The 19,722-nt window shown below is 37.4% G+C and carries 22 protein-coding genes; 21 read left to right on the top strand and 1 reads right to left on the bottom strand.

Translation table 11 applies throughout. The features are described 5' to 3' along the window. Positions 1 to 49: 49 nt before the first annotated feature. From acs to OXPF_RS21080, 20 genes are all read left to right on the top strand, one after another. On the top strand, positions 50 to 2,035 hold the full coding sequence (gene acs / locus OXPF_RS21165) for an acetate--CoA ligase (RefSeq protein ID WP_054877195.1): 1,986 nt from the start codon (positions 50 to 52) through the stop codon (positions 2,033 to 2,035). 560 nt (positions 2,036 to 2,595) lie between these two features. Continuing rightward, on the top strand, positions 2,596 to 3,222 hold the full coding sequence (locus tag OXPF_RS21160; RefSeq protein WP_054877194.1) for a cobalamin B12-binding domain-containing protein: 627 nt from the start codon (positions 2,596 to 2,598) through the stop codon (positions 3,220 to 3,222). A 62-nt stretch (positions 3,223 to 3,284) separates the two neighbouring features. Continuing rightward, entirely contained in the window at positions 3,285 to 4,388 is a 1,104-nt protein-coding gene (locus tag OXPF_RS21155) for a uroporphyrinogen decarboxylase family protein (protein WP_054877193.1), read from the top strand. Between the two features lie 157 nt (positions 4,389 to 4,545). Continuing rightward, a complete protein-coding gene (locus OXPF_RS21150) occupies positions 4,546 to 5,148 on the top strand; it encodes a GTP-binding protein (RefSeq protein ID WP_054877192.1) in 603 nt (200 codons plus the stop codon). After that, positions 5,148 to 5,669, top strand: coding sequence for a hypothetical protein (locus OXPF_RS21145; RefSeq protein ID WP_054877191.1), 522 nt, complete (start codon positions 5,148 to 5,150; stop codon positions 5,667 to 5,669). The genes OXPF_RS21150 and OXPF_RS21145 overlap by 1 nt, the downstream gene beginning before the upstream one ends. Then, positions 5,653 to 6,267, top strand: coding sequence for a CDP-diacylglycerol--glycerol-3-phosphate 3-phosphatidyltransferase (pgsA, locus tag OXPF_RS21140; RefSeq protein WP_054877190.1), 615 nt, complete (start codon positions 5,653 to 5,655; stop codon positions 6,265 to 6,267). The genes OXPF_RS21145 and pgsA overlap by 17 nt, the downstream gene beginning before the upstream one ends. 73 nt (positions 6,268 to 6,340) lie before the next feature. Then, positions 6,341 to 7,066 carry a hypothetical protein gene (locus OXPF_RS21135; protein ID WP_054877189.1) on the top strand — a complete coding sequence of 242 codons (726 nt, stop codon included), beginning with the start codon at positions 6,341 to 6,343 and terminating at the stop codon, positions 7,064 to 7,066. A gap of 153 nt (positions 7,067 to 7,219) precedes the next feature. Next, positions 7,220 to 7,870, top strand: a complete 651-nt coding sequence (locus OXPF_RS21130) for a cobalamin B12-binding domain-containing protein (RefSeq protein ID WP_054877188.1) — start codon at positions 7,220 to 7,222, stop codon at positions 7,868 to 7,870. Further along, on the top strand, positions 7,851 to 8,579 hold the full coding sequence (locus OXPF_RS21125; protein WP_160317289.1) for a GntR family transcriptional regulator: 729 nt from the start codon (positions 7,851 to 7,853) through the stop codon (positions 8,577 to 8,579). Before OXPF_RS21130 ends, OXPF_RS21125 begins: the two co-directional genes overlap by 20 nt. 8 nt (positions 8,580 to 8,587) lie before the next feature. Beyond that, positions 8,588 to 9,286, top strand: coding sequence for a GntR family transcriptional regulator (locus tag OXPF_RS21120; protein WP_152967824.1), 699 nt, complete (start codon positions 8,588 to 8,590; stop codon positions 9,284 to 9,286). Between the two features lie 213 nt (positions 9,287 to 9,499). After that, the gene (locus OXPF_RS21115; RefSeq protein WP_054877185.1) at positions 9,500 to 10,210 is read left to right on the top strand and encodes a DUF1638 domain-containing protein; all 711 of its coding nucleotides are present in this window, start codon (positions 9,500 to 9,502) and stop codon (positions 10,208 to 10,210) included. 109 nt (positions 10,211 to 10,319) lie between these two features. Further along, entirely contained in the window at positions 10,320 to 11,477 is a 1,158-nt protein-coding gene (locus tag OXPF_RS21110; RefSeq protein WP_054877184.1) for a uroporphyrinogen decarboxylase family protein, read from the top strand. 17 nt (positions 11,478 to 11,494) lie between these two features. Then, complete coding sequence (locus OXPF_RS23470) at positions 11,495 to 11,623, top strand: hypothetical protein (protein ID WP_278308415.1); 129 nt, start codon at positions 11,495 to 11,497, stop codon at positions 11,621 to 11,623. Between the two features lie 265 nt (positions 11,624 to 11,888). Beyond that, complete coding sequence (locus tag OXPF_RS21105) at positions 11,889 to 12,527, top strand: cobalamin B12-binding domain-containing protein (protein WP_054877183.1); 639 nt, start codon at positions 11,889 to 11,891, stop codon at positions 12,525 to 12,527. A gap of 1 nt (position 12,528) precedes the next feature. Continuing rightward, a complete protein-coding gene (locus OXPF_RS21100) occupies positions 12,529 to 13,704 on the top strand; it encodes a uroporphyrinogen decarboxylase/cobalamine-independent methonine synthase family protein (protein ID WP_054877182.1) in 1,176 nt (391 codons plus the stop codon). 13 nt (positions 13,705 to 13,717) lie between these two features. Continuing rightward, positions 13,718 to 13,873, top strand: coding sequence for a hypothetical protein (locus OXPF_RS22725; protein WP_160317288.1), 156 nt, complete (start codon positions 13,718 to 13,720; stop codon positions 13,871 to 13,873). Positions 13,874 to 13,931: 58 nt separating this feature from the next. Next, a complete protein-coding gene (locus tag OXPF_RS21095; protein ID WP_054877181.1) occupies positions 13,932 to 14,621 on the top strand; it encodes a nucleoside recognition domain-containing protein in 690 nt (229 codons plus the stop codon). After that, entirely contained in the window at positions 14,611 to 15,084 is a 474-nt protein-coding gene (locus OXPF_RS21090) for a nucleoside recognition domain-containing protein (protein ID WP_054877180.1), read from the top strand. Before OXPF_RS21095 ends, OXPF_RS21090 begins: the two co-directional genes overlap by 11 nt. A gap of 178 nt (positions 15,085 to 15,262) precedes the next feature. Beyond that, positions 15,263 to 16,702, top strand: a complete 1,440-nt coding sequence (locus OXPF_RS21085) for an SLC13 family permease (protein WP_054877179.1) — start codon at positions 15,263 to 15,265, stop codon at positions 16,700 to 16,702. A gap of 94 nt (positions 16,703 to 16,796) precedes the next feature. Next, on the top strand, positions 16,797 to 17,606 hold the full coding sequence (locus OXPF_RS21080; protein ID WP_054877178.1) for a methyltetrahydrofolate cobalamin methyltransferase: 810 nt from the start codon (positions 16,797 to 16,799) through the stop codon (positions 17,604 to 17,606). 706 nt (positions 17,607 to 18,312) lie between these two features. Here the strand turns inward: OXPF_RS21080 and OXPF_RS22010 are convergent. Then, on the bottom strand, positions 18,313 to 18,486 hold the full coding sequence (locus OXPF_RS22010; RefSeq protein ID WP_201779752.1) for a hypothetical protein: 174 nt from the start codon (positions 18,484 to 18,486) through the stop codon (positions 18,313 to 18,315). 101 nt (positions 18,487 to 18,587) lie between these two features. Here OXPF_RS22010 and OXPF_RS23230 point away from each other — a divergent pair, with 101 nt between their 5' ends. Then, the gene (locus OXPF_RS23230) at positions 18,588 to 19,718 is read left to right on the top strand and encodes a DUF3885 domain-containing protein (protein WP_054877177.1); all 1,131 of its coding nucleotides are present in this window, start codon (positions 18,588 to 18,590) and stop codon (positions 19,716 to 19,718) included. Positions 19,719 to 19,722: the final 4 nt, after the last annotated feature.

Below are 19,722 nucleotides of genomic sequence, written 5' to 3'. Positions count from 1 at the left end.
AAACAAATCAATCTGTTATATAACAATAACAAAATAGGGGGAGTGTAATATGTCAGGACAGACACCGAAATCAAGTACTATAGATACAGTTTTAGAAGAGCAAAGGGTTTTCAACCCTCCCGAGAGAATTAAGGAAACGGCACATATAAGGAGCTATGAGGAATATAAGGAGCTGTATGATTATTCCATAAAAGAGCCTGAAGCCTTCTGGGCTAAGCAGGCAGAGCTTGTGGATTGGATAAAGCCATTTAAAAAAGTTTACGAGGGAGACCTTGTTGAAGGTGAACACAAATGGTATTTAGGCGGGAAATTAAATGTGTCTGCAAACTGTATAGACCGGCACATCAATACCTGGAGAAAGAACAAAGCGGCAATTATCTGGCAGGGCGAAAAAAGGGATGAGACAAGGGTTTTAACCTATAACGAATTATATAATCAGGTATGCCGCGTTGCAAATACTTTAAAAAAATGGGGAGTAAATAAGGGAGACAGGGTGGCATTATATATGCCAATGATTCCCGAACTTGCCATAACAATGCTGGCTTGTTCGCGAATAGGTGCCATACACAACGTTGTTTTCGGAGGTTTCAGCGCCGACAGCTTAAGAGACAGAATAAACGACTCGGGTGCCAGAATACTCATTACAGCCGATGCCGGTTTCAGAAGAGGTGCATACATTCCGCTGAAGGATAATGCAGACAAGGCATTGGAAGGCTGTCCGGGAGTGCACACCTGCATAGTTGTAAAGCATACAGGTGCGGATATTAATTTCTGGACTCAAAGGGATAAATGGTGGCATCATGAGATAAATTCTCCGGATATATCATCAGTATGTCCGCCGGAGGCTATGGATTCGGAGGATCCATTATTCATACTGTACACATCGGGCAGCACTGGAAAGCCTAAAGGGGTTATGCATACAACAGGGGGATATCTTGTATATACTTCCTTGACCATGAAATATATATTTGACTTAAAGGAAGAGGACACATTCTGGTGCACGGCAGACAGCGGCTGGATTACCGGGCATTCTTATGTGATATACGGCCCTCTTGCATTAGGCGCCACCACCCTTATGTATGAGGGACTTCACAATTACCCTAACCCTGACAGGTTGTGGCAGGTGATTGAAAAATACAGAGTAAGCATTTTCTATACAGCACCTACAATTATAAGGGGCCTGATGAAAGAAGATGAGGAATGGGTCAAAAAGCATGATTTATCAAGCTTGAGGCTTTTAGGTACTGTAGGAGAGCCAATAAACCCTGAGGCCTGGGTTTGGTATCATAAAGTGGTAGGCAATGAAAAATGCGCCATTGTGGATACCTATTGGCAGACTGAAACAGGCGGTGTAATAATTACTCCCCTTCCGGGAGCAATCCCCACAAAGCCAGGTTCTGCAGCAATGCCTTTTTTTGGAATTGAACCGGCAATTGTGGATTCCAACGGTGAAGAATGTGACTCCAAAGACGGCGGCAGCCTTATAATAAAGCGTCCCTGGCCGGGACTTATGAGGGGTGTATATAACGCACCTGACCGTTTCAGGGAAACTTACCTTACAATGTATCCCGGCAATTATTTTACAGGAGACGGAGCCCGTGTTGACGAAGACGGATATTACTGGCTGTTAGGCAGGGTAGATGATGTGCTTAACGTATCGGGACACCGCTTAAGTACAGCCGAAATTGAAAGCGCACTGGTAAGCCATAATAAAGTAGCAGAAGCTGCAGTTGTAGGATATCCTCATGATATAAAAGGCGAAGGAATTTACGCATATGTACTTTTGAAGAATAATGCCAAAGCCAGCAGCGAACTAAGAGCACAATTAGGCCAGCATGTCCGCAAGGTCATAGGGCCTGTTGCCAGCCCGGATAAAATTCACATAGTAGAGCAGCTCCCCAAAACAAGAAGCGGTAAAATAATGAGGCGTATTTTAAGAAAAATTGCTTCAGGTGAATTTGAACAATTAGGAGATACTTCTACTTTATCCAATCCTGAATCTGTAGATGAACTTATAAAAACCAGAGAAGAATAAAGAACACCCGCTGACCTTGGGTCAGCGGGTGTTTACTTGACTAAATATGGAAATAAATATAAAATTTATTTATAAGCTACCCACTGTTCAATTTGAACAAAAAGCCTATGAAGTTTCTCCATGTCAAACAAAGACATTAATAGTTTCTAGTGCTATTATTTTCCTATGACAGCCATGACTAAAGTACCAAATTAATTCAAGTTTATGAACCAATATAAGCTTTGTTAAAAAAACACAATACCTGCTCATTTTACTCATCTATTAAACTTACAGCATACTATATATTCCATTTATCTATTATGAAGTATATTTATAAATTTATAATAATTTTCTCACTAAATATGAGCTAAAAAGCTTATTTATTTTGCTGCCGTGGGCATTTCGGCTTATGCTACGCCTACCGGCAAGTCCAAGAGCGCACAGAAATTGGCTGCTTAATAAGTTTTTGAAACCCATGGAATATAAAACTATAAAAATTTTCATATAAATAAACAGAAAACTTTTATCAGTTTATGCGCCTCTTTTGTAAGGGGTGAAATAATAAATAGGAGGTAAGAAAAATGTCAGAAAAATTAACAAACGCAATGGCGGAACTGGATGAAGATTTAGTGTTCAGCACAGTTAAAGAGCTTCAGGAAAGCGGGACTCCGGCTTTGGAAATCATAGCTGCACTTCAGAAAGGTATGGACATCATCGGTGAAAGATTCGAGGCCAAGGATTATTTCTTATCGGAATTGATTTTATCAGGAGACGTATTTTCAAGTGCAGTAGCTCTCTTAGGTGATTCCTTTTCAGCTGATACGCCTAAGCTAGGAACAGTTGTAATGGGTACTGTAAAGGACGACATTCACAATATAGGAAAAGACATTGTCGTTTCATTATTAAGCTGCAATGGCTTTAAAGTTGTAGACGTAGGTATTGATGCTCCCGCTGAAAAATTTATCGAAGCCATAAACCGGCACAATCCACAGGTAATAGGCATGTCTTGTCTTTTGACTTCCTGTTTTGACAGCATGAAAAACATAATTGAAGAAATCGATAAAGCAGGCTTAAGGGAAGGAAGAAAAATCTTAATTGGCGGAGGCACCATAACAGGTACAGTTTCAGAATATGTTAAGGCCGATGCTTACACCAACAGTGCACAGCAGGCAGTGCCCCTCTGCAAGAAATTGATGAATATAGCCTAAAAAACTTCATGAAATAAAGTATAAAACCCTGACATGTAAAATAAATAAAGAGGTGAATTTTTATGAAGACTCCACAGGAAATGTACGATGAACATTATGCGAGGCTTAAAAGAGCTTTTACCTTCGAAAAACAGGACAGGCCGCCTATTGCCTTTAACTGTGATGTTTTTACCACAAGATACATGGGTATTAAATTAGCTGAACTCATAACCGATACAGAAAGAGCCAACACTCTTATGATGATGGGTACACTGCTCTTCGGAAAAGGCGAAATAGATGCCGGCGGAGCCGGCTCGTATCCTCCGGGAAGAGAAACTACAACTCATATGAAGCTCCCCGGCCGTGAGCTTGGAGAAGACGAGCTATGGCAGATGAACGAGCAGGAAATAATGACTGCTGATGATTATGATACAATCATCAACAAGGGCTACGGCTACTTCAAAGGAGAGTATTCCAAGAGAATAAACGGCGGTGCAATGGTTGAAAAAATGAAGGAAATGGGTCCTGTAATGGGGAGGCTTTCAAAGGTTTTAAGGTCGATCGGTATCGTCAGCTTAAGTCCTGTCTTATCTGACGTATTTACCGAAACCTTTATGTCCATGAGATCTATGCCTGAATTCTTAAGAGACCTTCGCCGCATCCCCGATAAGGTGGAAGCAGCTTTTGATGTTGCTATTGAAGAGCATATTCCGCAGCTTAGGAAAATGATCCAGACCGTGAAGCCTTTGGCTGTATTTGTCGGGGGCTCACGCTCTGCGTTCCTTTCAGCTAAATTGTTTGAACGCTTCGACCTTAAATACAGAAAGATGATTGTTGATACAGCTATAGAGGAAGGCGCTTTTGTTAACTTCCATCTCGATGCCGACTGGGAACCCAAGTTCAATTACTTCCTGGACTTCCCCAAACATAAATGCGTGCTTACATTGGACGGTACCTGCGATATATTTAAAGCTAAAAAGGTTTTGGACGGTCATATGGCGTTGCAAGGCGACGTTCCCGCATCCCTTTTAACTTTGGGTACTCCTGATGAAGTATACAATTATTGTATGAGGCTGATAAAAGAAGTTGGTCCTGAAGGCTACATACTTGCTGCAGGCTGCAGTGCTCCTCCTAATGCAAAGAAGGACAACATTGAAGCCATGGTTTGTGCAGTTACAGGAAAATAAACTAACCCAAATTGGCTGCCTTGAAGTTTTAATTTCCAGGCAGCCTCTTTTTATTTGTAAATATTGTAATCTTAAACTTATCTTTGTGTAGTATAATATATATAGAAATTCCAGGTACGTGAGCAGAATATTTTATATTAAATTGGGGGAAGGAAAAATGAATCTGATTATTTTCGGAGGTTTTTTAGGCTCGGGCAAGACCAGTCTTATATTATCCCTCGCACATCATATAATTGATAAATCGGTTATAATCGATAAACCCAAGCTTGTTATTATTGAAAATGAAATAGGTGAGACGGGGATTGACGATAAGATATTAAAATCCGGGGGATACAGCGTCAAAGAATTGTTCGCCGGCTGCATATGCTGTACCTTATCCGTTGATTTAACCACTACCATCAATGATATTTATAGAAATATAAATCCCGAGTGGATTATTATAGAGTGTACCGGCATTGCATATCCTGGAATGGTTATGGATTCATTGAAGAAATACACACAGGGAATCGACATGATAAAAGTTGTAACCGTTGTGGATGCCGAGCGCATGGAGGAGCTTACGGATATCACTCCTGTTTTGGTTGAAAAGCAGGTAAAAGACGGAGATGTGGTTTTAATAAACAAAATCGATCTTATTTCTGAAGAAGAGCTTAAAAAGGCAGAGGAGCATGTGGCTGAAATTAATTCAAATGCCAAAATTTATAAGGTTTCTGCAAATCAGGATATAGTTAAGGGTTTATGGAATGAGGTGACAGGTTAATGGATGAAAACAAGCATCCTCACAAACATGATGAAAATTGCGACTGCGGCCGTAACCATGAACACGAGCATGACGAAAACTGTTCCTGCGGTCATGACCATTATCACGGCCATTCACATGAGGAAATATTCGGAGCTAAGGATGAAATACCGGGAGTCTTTTCCCATTCCATTGAAATGAATTTAGAAAATAAAATTACTGCAGAGGAACTTAAAGAGGCTTTAACAAAATGGATTGAAGGCCTTAAAAATTGGGTAAGCACAAATAAATATTATATAGGCCACGTTAAAGTATTTGCCGGAAGCGATGATGTAAACCTGTGGCTTTCCACCACAGGCCGTCAGATAAATGTAAAGACTTCGGAAAATTCCACGGACAAAATCATGGATAAATTCACAATAAACATTACAGCTATTATCTTTGGTGCACAGGAAAAAGCACTTAAAGATGAAGCCATAAAAGGTTTAGAAGAAATTTTCAAATATAAATTAAGTGGTGAGAATAATGAATCTTCCAAATAAAATAACACTTTCCCGTATTTTTCTTGTACCAGTATTTATGCTGTTTATAATTCCCATACCCGAATGGATGCTTACAAGTGAATATTTAAGCTTCATGCATGAGATTTTGCTGGATACCAACAATTTTATATTAAACTACGGAAACTATGTAGCGGCGGTTATTTTCATAATAGCTGCCAGCACGGACAAAGTAGACGGCTATATCGCCCGAAAGAAAAACCTGGTCACCAAATTCGGCATATTTTTAGACCCTATTGCCGATAAGCTTTTGATTGCGGCAGCGCTCATCGCCTTGGTGCAAAGGAATCAGATAAACGGCTGGGCAGCCATGATAATTATATCAAGGGAGTTTATTATAACAGGCTTCAGACTGGTGGCCGCAGGGGAAAAGCTGGTGCTGCCTGCAGGAATATGGGGTAAATTAAAGACTGTCATTCAATCAGTTGCGGTGGCATTGGCACTTTTAAAAAATTACCCTTTATCCTTGATAAGCAATTTTAGGTTCGATGCCTTTGTAATGTTTCTTGCAGTTATCATTACCGTTTACTCAGGCTATGATTACATTGCAAAGAACAGCAATGTCATTAAAGAAACATGATAAATTAAATAGCAGATGGGCAGTCATATACATAATATAATATGCAGAGACTTATTTTAAATAAGGAGAGTCCATGTATAATTATTATTACAAGACCAATATGATATACCCTAATGTGGTGGCTTATAAAAGAGGGGATGTAAACGGTGACAAAGTCCCCGACAATGTGTATTTAACGGGTGTAAAAACCCAGGACAGTCCATTTCTTCAAAACATAACCCTGGTTGTACAGGACGGGATGACGGGGATATTTATAAGCGTACCCCTTAAGCAAAATGAGGGATACGAGCCCGCATTGTTTTTAGGTGATTTCAACGGGGATGGTGTGGAAGACATAATGGTAAGCATCAATTCCGGCGGCAGCGGCGCAATAATGTACCATTACATTTATACATTTTTAAACAACATGGCAAAGGTTATATTTGATTTTGAAGAGTATAACGACAAATACAGTTATAAGGTTAACTACATGGATAACTACAAGGTTGAAGTTATAAGCGAAGAAAACAAAGAAAAATACATTATAGATATATCTCTAAGAGATAAAGAATATTTAGACGAAATTTACGATGAAAATGGTAACCTGAAAAGCCCCATTGAAGGTTTTGTAAATCCCCTAAGCGGATTATATCCCGTAGATTTTGACTCGGATAAGGTCTATGAGCTTTTGGCTTATCAAAAGATAGCCGGCCGATATAATGCGGATTCCTTAGGATATATACTGAATACTTTGGGATGGAAAGATAAAAAATTCCAGCTTGACAATCAAAACGTAGCAATATTCGGCTCACAAATGTGAGCCGTTTTACGTTTAAAAAAAAGCGCTATATTATTAATAGAATATAGGGTTTTATTTTAGATATAAAACATGAGCTGGAACCATATAGCGAATTATTATTGTTTGTGGTATCATTGATATAAGAATTACATGTATAGGGCAGGTAGATAAACTTTGAAAGATTTAATTATTTCTGCTGTAGAAGAACTAAATGAGGAAAAGGTATATAAACTTGTAGAGGTAGCTTTAGACAACGGTTTAAGTATAAAAGAAATTATTGACAGTGTGAAAACAGGAATGGATCGTGTAGGAAAGCTTTACGAAGAAAAAAGTTATTATATAGCGGACCTTATTATGGCGGGTATCATTTTTAAAGAAATTCTTAAAATGAAAAATATGCAGCCGGAAAAAGATGATAATGAAAACACAATAGGTACAATTGTTATCGGCACTGCGAAAGGCGATCTTCATGATATTGGTAAATATATTTTTTCCGGAATTGCAAAAAGTGAAAATTTGAAAGTTATTGATTTAGGCACTGATGTATCTTCGGAACAATTTATAAGCGCAATTAAAAAATATAATCCTGATATAGTTGGCATCAGTGCAATTCTTACGTTAGCTATTAACAGCATGAAAAATATAATTGATTCTATAGAATCCTCAGGATTACGAAATGGTTTGAAAATAATAATCGGAGGCTGCTCGGTATCAAAGGAAGTTTGCAGATTTGTAGGTGCAGATGCATATACCAAAGATGCATCAGATGGGATGAAAACCTGCCTTAAATGGATAGCTGAAAAGAGTGAAGAAAAAAATGAGTAATGTACCAATATATATTAGTATAGCTGAAGATATAAAGGAACAAATAATGGCGGGTAAACTGGCTCCTAAAGATATTATTCCAAGCGAATATACTCTTTGCGAACAATATAATACCAGTAGAATGACGGTACGTAGAGCACTAAGTACTTTAGTTACTGACGGTTTTATATACTCTATACCCGGAAAAGGCTATTTTGTCAGTGAACCAAAGCTAGGTAAGTATATTCTTGAATTCGATGAAAAGAAAAGTATTGGCGTAAAAATTGATGAAGAAAAATTACTGAATGTAGATATTATAAACCCAACAATCGAACTGGTTTATAACCTTCAAATACCGCAGAACAAAAGGGTAGTAACAATCAAATCCTTATTTTTAAATAATGGCAACCAGGTAGCCTATGACGAAAAATATATACCTTATTATACTGGTATACCTATTGTAGAAGAGGAAATATCGCTTATGACTTTTAAGGATATGGTATCAAACAAATCCTCCTCTTTTGCTCTTAAGAAGCAGCTAAAAATAGCAGTAAATAAAGCAAGTAAGGATATAGCCGATTTGCTTGATATTAATCCTAATAAAGCGATAGTAATAATTGAGCAAAAAATATCTGATGAGAATTATCAGCCGGTTGGTTGGAGAAAAATATTTTGCAGAAACGATTATTTTAATTTATCAGCAGTTTCAACAAAGAAGGAAGATATTTGAGGTTATTTATGGAAAGGCAATTATATCTTAATATTGTAAATAATATAAAAGATAAGATAATAAAAGGAATACTAAAGCCAGGGGATAAGCTGCCTACAGAGATTGAAATGTGTAGTATCTATAATGCTAGTAAATCAACTATCAGGCATGTACTTGTTCTGTTAGCTAATGAAGGATATGTTTATTCCATACCTAGAGTTGGCTCTTATATTAAGAGTCCTTCTTCAAATAATTATCTAATAAGATTTGATGAAATGAATATGGGTGAAAATAAGATTGAAAAGATAGAGGTTAAAAGTGCCCGTATCATTAAAATGGAGGAAATTCCTTTTGTCTTTGAAAACATATCATCAGGAGGACGCGCATTTGAAATATCTAGAATTTTTTATACTTTTGGTATGCCTATTGCTTATGATTTAAAGTATATGATTTTTAAAAAGAGGCTGGTAATACCTACAGATGAGCTTGAATTTGCAAACTTCGCTGATATAATAAGGCAGAATATTTCTCTGTTTACCCTCAAAAGTGAGCTGCATGTGTCAGGAATAGACGCAGATGATAATCTTATGAATATTTTAGGGCTTAAAGATAGCATCCCATTATTAAAAGCTGAACAGCTTTATAGTGACAAATATGATAAGCCCTTCGCTCTTTCAATCACATATTACAAATATTCATTTGCGGAAATTATTGCAGAATCGATATAGCATATAAGTTTATACCTCAATGATAGTTTCCAACAGATTTAAGTAAAAATCTATTTATTATGAGAGTTCTGTTTTGTTCTTAAGCTCTGATTTTGAAGCAGTGCTTAATGTAACAAGGGAGGACTCTTTTTTAAACTTAAAAAAATGTTGACAAGCCATATCGATTTTGTTAGTATGGACTTGTACAGGGCAAATAAAATGCGGAGATGATATATGAATAATCTAATAGTTGCATGTGAGACACTAAAAGATGAGGTATATAAATCGTTGGAGATAACAAAGTGCAATTTCCCAGTCTTATGGCTGGATTCAAAATATCATCTTGATACAACAAACTTAAAATTGAGGCTACAGTATGAAATTAACTGCCATGAGGGATTCGATAATATCTTGCTCGTCTATGGAAACTGTGGTAACGCAGTAGTTGGTCTTGAAGCTACAACAGCAAATCTTATTTTACCAAATACTGAAGATTGTATATCAATGATATTGAAAAAAAACAACTCTGCCATACGGTGTTTTAATAATGCATATTTTTTAACCGGAGGATGGTTAGAAAGTTCAATAGGTTTATATTCCGAATTTGAATATTGTTGTAAAAAGTATGGTATTAAAAAAACAAATTATATTTTTGGCGAAATGCTTAAAATGTATAATAAACTTATACTCATTGATAATGGTACATATTGTCTCGATAAATATAAGGCTAAAGCAGAAATGCTTTCAAAGTTGCTGAATCTAGAGCTTGCTGTGGAAAATGGCTATATTGATATCATTTTGAAACTTTTTACCGGACAATGGGATGATGACTTTATTAAAGTGAAGAAGGGTAACAGTATAAAGCTTGAGGATTTTAGAATAGTAACTGGTAATAAAGCTAATTTTTTTGACGATATTGGTATGTACAAGAATGACCAGAAGTAAAAGAAAAATATTCAGCGATTAATCGTTAAGCTGATTTTGGAATGGTCGCCCTGTATAGTTAAATCCAAATCTGCTTAACAGATTTTAATTAAATTAAGGAGGTTTTATTATGATTGACCCAAAAGCATTGTATCAGGAAAGGCTGGATGACATAATTGCTACTACTAACCATAAAGAGCCCAAAAGGGTACCTGTTATGGCCAACATGAGTTACTGGACGTTAGCGTATGCTAATGCAAAGTTTCGCGACGTGTACAAAGATGGTGATTTACTTGCCGAAAAATACACAAAATTCTTAGACGATATATACTTTGATTCAACTTTTTTTGTCGGTATTTCTACTCCTTTTGAAATTATTGAGATATTAGGTTCAAAATCATTCTTTATATCTGAAGATGGTACAACCCTACAGCATCATGAAAATGCAGCCATGCTGCCAGAAGATTACCCTGAATTTATTAAAGATCCTATGAAATTTATGATTGATGTCCTTGCGCTAAGAAAATTTCCTAATCTGAATAAAAGCAGGGAGGAAGCGTACGAAACATTAAAAACAGCGTTAAAAGCATATGTAAATTGGCGAGCGTGTAATGCGAAGGTATCAGCTCTTGCCAAAGGGAAATATGGCCTTGTAGAAGTAACCGGACCTAGTAAAGCATACGCACCTGCTGATCTTATTTTTGATAGGCTGAGAGGCTTTGCCGGAATGCTGACAGACATAAGAAGAGCTCCTGGATTATTGGAAGAGGCTGTAAACGCTTTATCCCCTATATACACTAATCTTGCTACCAGTTCAATAAATAGTCCTTTCCCATATTCCAGATCAACGCTCCATTGCCCAACATACCTTGGTGCGAAAAATTTTGAAAGATTCTTTTGGTCGACATATAAAGAGATGCTTTTAAAAATACACGAAAAAGGCTGCAAAACACTTATGTTCCTTGAGGGTGAATGGGAAAAATACTATGACTACATTAATGAGCTGCCAAAATCATCCGCACTTGGTTTTATAGAATATGATGACGTAATTGAGGCCAAGAAAAGGGTTGGTAATACTATAACTATTGTGGGCGGCGTTCCTTTGAATAAGCTCCGTTTTGCACCAAAGCAGGAATGCATAGATTTTGCAAAGAGAATAATTGATGAATGTGCACCGGGTGGGGGTTTTATATTCTCTACTGATAAAGCACTGATCTCAAAAGATGATGTCAACATAGATAACTTTAGAGCAGTTAATGAATTTGTCCATGAATATGGAAAATATTAATGGAGAGGAGGTGCAGTATGGATAAAGAATTTTCTGTTATTGAACTGTTGGAAGAGCTTAAAAAGGATGATTCATGGTTAGAAGGCGACGATGAAGCAAGGGCAAAGATTATTAAAAGTTTTATGTTCTCTTTAGTGGAAATTTAATTGGTAACTCGTTGTGCTGGCTTTATATACAAGCAAAAATTGCAGATGAAAAACCCAGCATAATATTGTAACCTATCATTATCATTAATGGACAAACTGATGATAGAGGTAACAATATTTGCTGGATCTTGATGAGTAATTCTATCATAGATATTTAAAAAAACTAAAAGACTTGGAATTTATCATACTTAAGTAATTTAGTAATTTTAATACTGCTATACAAGGATTAATGTAATTTTAAAAAATGAAATGGAGGAAATTTATTATGGTAGATTTAAAAGCTTTGACAGCCTTAATTGGTGAGCTGGATGAGGAAAAAGTTCTAGAGGTACTTAAAAGTTTCGTAGCCACAAACCCGTCTGAAGAAGAAGCGCAGAAAGTAGTTGCGGCCTGCCAGAGCGGCATGGCGATTGTTGGAGAGCTATATGAAAAAGGTGAATACTTTGTTGGTGACCTTATATTTGCTGGAGAATTATTAACAAACGCCATCAACACATTAAAGCCTGTATTAGGTACCGACAGCAGTGCAAATGTAGGTTCAATAGTACTTGGAACTGTTGCAGGAGATCTGCATGACATAGGTAAGAACATATTCAAGAGCATGTCTGAGGCTGCCGGGTTTGTCGTTTATGACCTAGGCATAGATCAGCCTGCCAGTGCATTTATTGAAAAAGTAAAGGAAGTAAAACCTGTAGCAGTTGGTATGAGCGGAGTATTAACTCTTGCATTGGAGGCAATGAAAGATACTGTAGACGCTCTCAAAGAAGCAGGATTAAGAGACAGTGTCAAGATTATAATCGGAGGAAACCCTGTTACTAAGGAAGCTTGTGAACAGATAGGTGCAGATGCATTCACAACTAACGCTGCTGAAGGCGTTAAGATCTGCCAAGGGTGGGTGAAGTAAGTTGTCTGAAGCAGTATCAAAATATGATGTAGGAATACTTAAACAGGAAAGAAAAGAGCTGTTTGATGACTTATATAATGGAAGGATTCCAAAGAGAGTGCCAATAACTATAAAAGTGAATAATGATTTTGGCATGCAATATGTCGGTATGGACACAATTGACGTACAGTGGCATCCGGCAAAAATGGAAGAAGCTGCTGATGCAATTTGTCGTGACTTTTTTTCAGATACTAATCCATTTGGTTCAAGGCGATATCCGGCATTTTATCAATTCATGGGGGCAAAAACATTTGTGATGGGCTCCAATGGCTTTTTACAGCATCCTGAGAGTCAAGGCATGTATGTCGAAGACTATGATGATTTCATAAGAAACCCCTACGACTGCCTGATTGAGAAGATACTTCCAAGGCTTTACACAGCACTTGATACAGACTCAAGTAATAAGGCAATTGTCATGGCAATAGGAATGACGGCACAGAAAGATGACTATGCAACGGCTGCTGCAATAAAGAAAAAGATGAATGAGAAATACGGCTATTTCGAGCCACCGGCGAATTCTGCTGGAAATGCAGTTTTTGCACCTTATGACTTTATTGCAGATAACTTAAGAGGCTTCACCGGGATTTCAATGGATATAAGGAGATGCCCGGAAAAAGTAATTGCTGCTTGCGAAGTTGTCACACCCATGCTGATTAAAAGAGGGATTTCAAAAAATCCTAATTTGATGGGCGATTGCTATGTACCACTTCATATGGCTCCATATATGAGGGAAAAGGATTTCGAAAAATTTTATTGGCCCACTTTTAAAAAGTTTGTTGAAGGAGTTATGGATTCTGGACAGGGGATATCTTTCTTTTGTGAGAATGACTGGTCAAGATACCTTGATTACCTTCTTGAGCTTCCAAAAGGTATAAGGATGAGGTTCGAATACGGCGATCCTAAGCTTATTAAAGAAAAGCTGGGTAAAAAGCATATAATATCAGGTTTCTATCCACTTTCGCTTTTAAAAACCGGGACAAGAGAACAGTGCATAGATAAAGCAAAAGAACTTATGGACATACTGGCACCAGGCGGAAGATATTATTTCGATGTTGATAAGGTTCTTGCAACCTATGAGGGCGGCAAGGAAAACTACATTGCTGTATTAGATTTTGTTCATGAGTATGGGAGATATTAAAGGGGGAAGATTTATGGATTGGATAAAAGAATCAAAGTATTACATAGTATGGGAAAAATATGAAGACCAGCATCCAGAACTCTTTGAAAGAAATAAGTCAGCTATGAAGGATAGGTTTGAATCTTACCAGGATATGATGTTCGATTTTTTAATGTCCCTTCTTTTCTAAAGTTATTAGTTTAAAAAATTCTAATATTTAAATTTTTAAATAAGAGGAGGCAAAATTGATGGGAGAAGTAAAATTAGAGGAAAATTCAATGAAGGAAGAATTATTAAAACCCAAGGTAGAATTAAGAGGTTATATAGCGCTGATCCTGGCTATATTGGTTTTTTCAGGGATATTTGCAAATTTTAATAATATATTGAGGATATTTGACTATACAACACTTTTGGGTAAGTATGGGAAGGTATTTAAAGATGCAACGGCCGGATTTAGAGGTTCAGGCGGTATAGGTGCAAGGGAAGGATTTATGTTTGCACTTGAAGTACTTCCGGCAGTTGCTTTAGCATTAGGCTTAATTAATGTAATTGAAGGACAAGGCGGACTGAAAGCCGCACAAAGATTATTAAATCCGATTTTAAGACCACTTATGGGAATCCCTGGATGGACAGGCCTGGCATTGGTCGGCAGCCTTCAAAGCAGCGATACCGGCGCTGCGCTTACTTCAGACTTAGTAAATAATAATTTAATAACAGAAAAAGAGTTAGGTATTTTTTCAGCATTTTTATTTTCCGCTTCTGCTACAATAGGTAGCTATTTTTCAGCCGGAATAGCATTGGTACCATTTTTCGAGGATAAATTGCCCATGGTGCTTCCAATGCTGGTAGCTATAGTATGTAAAGTAATAGGCGCTAATCTTATGAGATTGTATATTATTTTTGCAGAGAGAAGGGTGGAGGCAAAGAATGGCAAGTAATCAACCAACAGGTAACATAATGAATGATTTTGTCCAAGGATGCAGAAAAGGAGTAGAGACCAATTTATATAACCAGGTGCCTAACTTTATTATGGCATATGTATTAATTCAAATACTTGAAATAACAGGATTAATGTCAATAATCGGAAAAATATTAGGTCCTATAATGGGTTTATTCGGATTACCTGGTGAAGCTGCAGCTGTTCTAGTTACTGCATTTCTTTCCATAGCCGGTGCAATAGGTGCTACAGCAAGTTTAGTACAAAAAGGAACATTAGTCGGTATCCAGTGCGCAATATTACTCCCTATGATATATTGTATGGGGCAACAAGTGCAGCAATTAGGAAGAATACTTGCAGTAGCTCAAACACCTAAAAAGTATTATGGTCCATGTATGATAATAGCAGTTATAAACTCAATAATAGCTGGATTTATAATGAGAGTTATTGTTAGTTTCTTATAGTAGTTTTTACGGGGATATATCAATATTTCCAACAAATCCTTATCTATTGCTTATAGGTATTGAAAGATTTTAGGCAGATTTACTGATTATCCCCGCTTACATTTTTACTGCATATCAAACTTTTGTATTGATGCTCAAATAAATTAATGGAAAGGTATTAAAGGAGGAGAAATTATCCATGTTAAAGAAGAGTTATAAATTTTGGATTAACTTATTGTCCGGTCCTTTAGTATGTCTTTTAGTTTACCTGATTCCAATACCCGGAATGGATCCAAACGGACATATAACCGTTGCTTTATTTGCCTGGTTGATATTTTGGTGGATGTTAAAGCCCGTACCATGGGTTATCACATCTTTTGTTCCTATTTTATTTTTTACTGCCACCGGTTTATTAAGTATCAAGGAGATTGCATCGTTTTATGGAAATCCCATATTCCAGTTGTTGATGGGTGTATTCCTCTTAAGTATAGCTATCGAAAAACATGGCATTGGTGAAAGACTGACACTTAGCATTTTAACTGTTAAATGGATAAAAGGCTCTGTTATACGAACGATGTTTATGTTTATGGTGGTTTCGGCTATATTAGCATCGATAATTAGCGCCAGCGGATTAGCTGTATTAATACCGATTGGCACTGCAACCATCACAAACTTGGTTAAAAAATATGAAGAAAAAGGTATTGAGGTAAGCCCTGCCAGACTTGGAACTACTTTTACTTTAGCAGCTTTATATGGAGCTGAGGCAGGATGTGTAATGACACCTTTGGGAGCACCTCATAATATGATTTCATTATCATTACTTGAAAATACAACCCGCATTACTATAACTTTTACACAATGGATGTTCACTGGGGTTATCATTGGAATAATCCTGTTACTGTTAGGATATTGGGTAATTAAATGGTTATTTAAACCAGGAGTTGAGAATCTTCCCGGTGAATTTGAGGAATTCAAAAATCAGCTAAAAGCATTAGGGCCAATATCAAAGTCCGAAAAGATGGTTATTATAGCAATAGTTGTTATGGCTGTGATGTTAATTCTTCCATCATTTGTATCATCATTTAAATTTATGGATATATATTGGGTGGTGACTTTCATAGGGCTCCTCCTATGTATGCTTCCTGCCAATGAAAGTGAACCATTGCTGTCCATAAAGGATGTATCTACAAAAATCAACTGGGAAATTACATTTATGGCAACTACCGGAGTTGCAATGTCAGGATTGTTATCCAAATTTGGGGCCATCGACTATTTGTCTACCCAATTGGCAGCGCTAAATGGAGTAACAACGTTAATTGTAGCAGTACTTTTCACAATTATACTAACTAATTTTGTTTCCGGTACTGCTGCGACCACCGCAATGGTTACGATTTTGTTCCCTATCATGGGCAATATAGGAATTCATCCCGCAGCAGTCGCAAGAATTATTCCTGCCCTGGGAGTAGGAATGATCTTCCCATGGGCGGGTGCTACGGCAGCAACAGCCTTCAGCAGCAGTTTTCTAAGTATAAAAGATATGATCAGGGGCGGGCTCATTATGACGGCAATTTTTGTAGTCGTTTGTATGGTAGGATACATATTTTTTGTACCGTTTTTTGGTGCATATAAAATATTATAGAGAATGACATATTGGCTGAATAAGAGATGATTTGTATTACTCTTGATGAAATTAAATATACGACAAACTATAAAACTTAAGGAGTAGAAATTATATGATAGTAATTGGAGAAAAAATCAACGGAACAATACCAAGTGTAAAGAAGGCCATTGAAGAAAAAGATGAAGAATTTATCCGCAATCTTGCTGTTAAGCAGGCTGAGGCAGGAGCTGATTACATTGATGTTTGTGCCAGCACAGCACCGGAAATTGAAGTGGAAACTCTCAAATGGATGATGGATATAATACAGAATGCTGTAGATAAGCCCCTTTGTATTGACAGCCCTAACCCAAGAATGATAGAGAAGGTTTTTGAGTATGCCAAAAAACCCGGCATAATAAACTCTGTTTCAGAAGAAGGAGATAAATGCGAAGTAATATTTCCTTTAATGAAGGGGACTGACTGGCAGGTTATAGCATTGACATGTGACAATAAGGGAATTCCCTCCGATGTTCAGGCGAGGGTGGATATAACAAAGAGAATAGTAGAAAAGGCTGCAAACTATGATATTGCACCGGACAGGATTCACGTAGATCCTCTTGTAATGGCAATGTCTGCAGAGAATAAATCACTTCCAAACTTTGTGGAAGCACTTACAAAAATCAAAGAATTATATCCAACGATTAAGATTACATCGGGATTAAGCAATATATCCTTCGGTATGCCATTAAGAAGGGTTATAAACCAGCATTTTTTAACAATAGCAATGTTCGTTGGAATGGATTCAGCAATAATGGATCCTGTAAATCGGGATTTGTATACTTCACTTATAACAATTGAAGCATTAATGGGACAGGACAGGCTGTGCAGAAGCTTCACCAACGCATACCGTAAGAACAAGATAGGGCCGGTAAAAATTGAATAATAATATGTTTTAGCTTTAGAAAAATTATTTGTCTAACATACACTACCTCCTTTGTGTTGTTTAGATCAGGCTGTTGAACATGAATATGATATCAACAGCTTGAATTTTTTTATCGGAGGAATTTTATTTGATTCTTACCAGAAAGGAGCTTACCTTATCATTCACCTGCCAAATTATTTACACTACCTAAAGGAAAAAACTATATTATTAATAAAATATAAAGGCACATTGCGTTACTACATTATCATCACCGGTATAATGCATGTTTAAGTTGCGAATAGTATTTATAGTATCTATTCCATACATTTTAAACTGATGTATTATTTCATTACATTCTTTAGGCTTACTATTATCAAGAAAACTTGCGACAAAAAAACTTTGTTTAAACTTATCATTTAGAATTGAATATGATTTTAGAATGTGCTTCTAAAAATCATCTAAACTGTTCAGAATTCCATTTACATCTATAGATTCATCTAAATTATAATATTTGATCAAAATTATCACTTTATCATATTTATCATTAAAGCAAGGTATTCAAGAAGACTGAAGGTATATCTCCAGGGCAATTTAGGAAGCTAAAGCCGTAAAGGCATTTTAACATTAAAACCTGGAAGTGTTTGCTTAATTAATCAGTGAAAATTAAAAATAGCTTCATAAAATTATAGCAGGATACATGTAATTTTGTATCCTGCTGTTTTACATATCACCTCATACAAACGGGTATCACCCATATTTCCATTATGGAGGTATCGGAATCTATTTGATAATACTTCTCTGCTGAAAAAGGCTGTGTAACCAGTTGGTGGTTTGCAAGCCATGTGCCGTATAAACATTTCATGGCTTTTTGCCATACTGCTTTACCATAAACTTTTTTCATAGTTTGTTACAAAACTGCTCTTTCATTTGTTATTATAAAATAAAAAGGTTTGACTGATAATGGAGTTAACAGGAGCATGAAGAATTAAAAGGAGCTTAATTATGAAATTAAAAAGACAATTGCAAATAATTTTAAATAAACATAACGGCTATGAGGGTATTTTGTCCCAGCTGACTTCCCCGTATGCTCTGTATCAGAAGTTGTCTCCAGGCAGTCCATACCGTTCGGAGGATATGGGAGGAGGCGTTAATCCCGAATATACAGAGAGCTGTGTACAAATTGCTGTTAAGCTCTATGAAAGCATTGCTTTTAAAGAAGACCTGATTGTTGTTTATGAAGACAGGTACAGTGAGGGAAACCTGGAGGAAGTAGCTTTTGTGGAAAGCTGTCTGATTTCAAGGGAAGCATCCGAGCTCGCCACCTTTTTATGGAAATGCCGGCCGGAGGAAGGAGATTGCACTGCCGCCGGGGATTTAAAGGAAGGAAACTATACCTGCACCCGCCGGCTGTATGGGGTCAAAGGCATTGACACCAAACGCCTGTTCAGAGAAATAATTATGTCTGATATAGGCGGCAGTTACGAGCTTGCTTCTAAAGTGTTCATCATTGACATGGAATCCGCCTGTATATTCCACCTTTACGACGATCGCGGAGCAGTGATTTCCGCGCCTGAAGGAAATATATTATCCGGCATCGGAACGGAGCATGATGATGTGCCGGAGGCAGAATATATTTTTTCTGTCCATTCCGGACATTTTCATTGGTTAAAAGCTGACGGCGACGACCCGGAGGACTTATGCCTGCACGGGCTGGTATCGGTAGGAATAGGGGCTGAGAAGTTTTCCTATCCTTGCACGGTCAGCGCTGCGGCCTTGCAGATGCTCAAAACCCTGACAGAAAATCACGAGCCCACATACTTTGGCGGGAAGATGCTTCCCTGCTGCGGTCATACCTTATATGCCAATGATAAGCTGGATGAGGTTGATATCACCGGATGTGAAAACGGTATCGACTGGGCCGTACGCCATGAGGGGGAAAGAATACGGTTAATTACGGCAAGCGGGCGGGAAACTCTTGTAGGGTTTGTGCTTTACCGCCGGGTGATATGCAAATTTGCCGATGCGGTGGAGTACTTTTACAAAAAGGCCTCTCCTAAACAGATACCGCAGGAAAACGGTCTGGACCGGGACGGTTATATGGCTTTTTGGCAGGAATGGCATAGGAGGAGATAAACAA

It is taken from the genome of Oxobacter pfennigii (genome assembly GCF_001317355.1).
GTDB classification, from domain to species: Bacteria; Bacillota; Clostridia; order Clostridiales; family Oxobacteraceae; genus Oxobacter; species Oxobacter pfennigii.
Note: the sequence above shows the minus strand (reverse complement) of the source record. Positions and strands in the feature narration are given on the sequence as shown.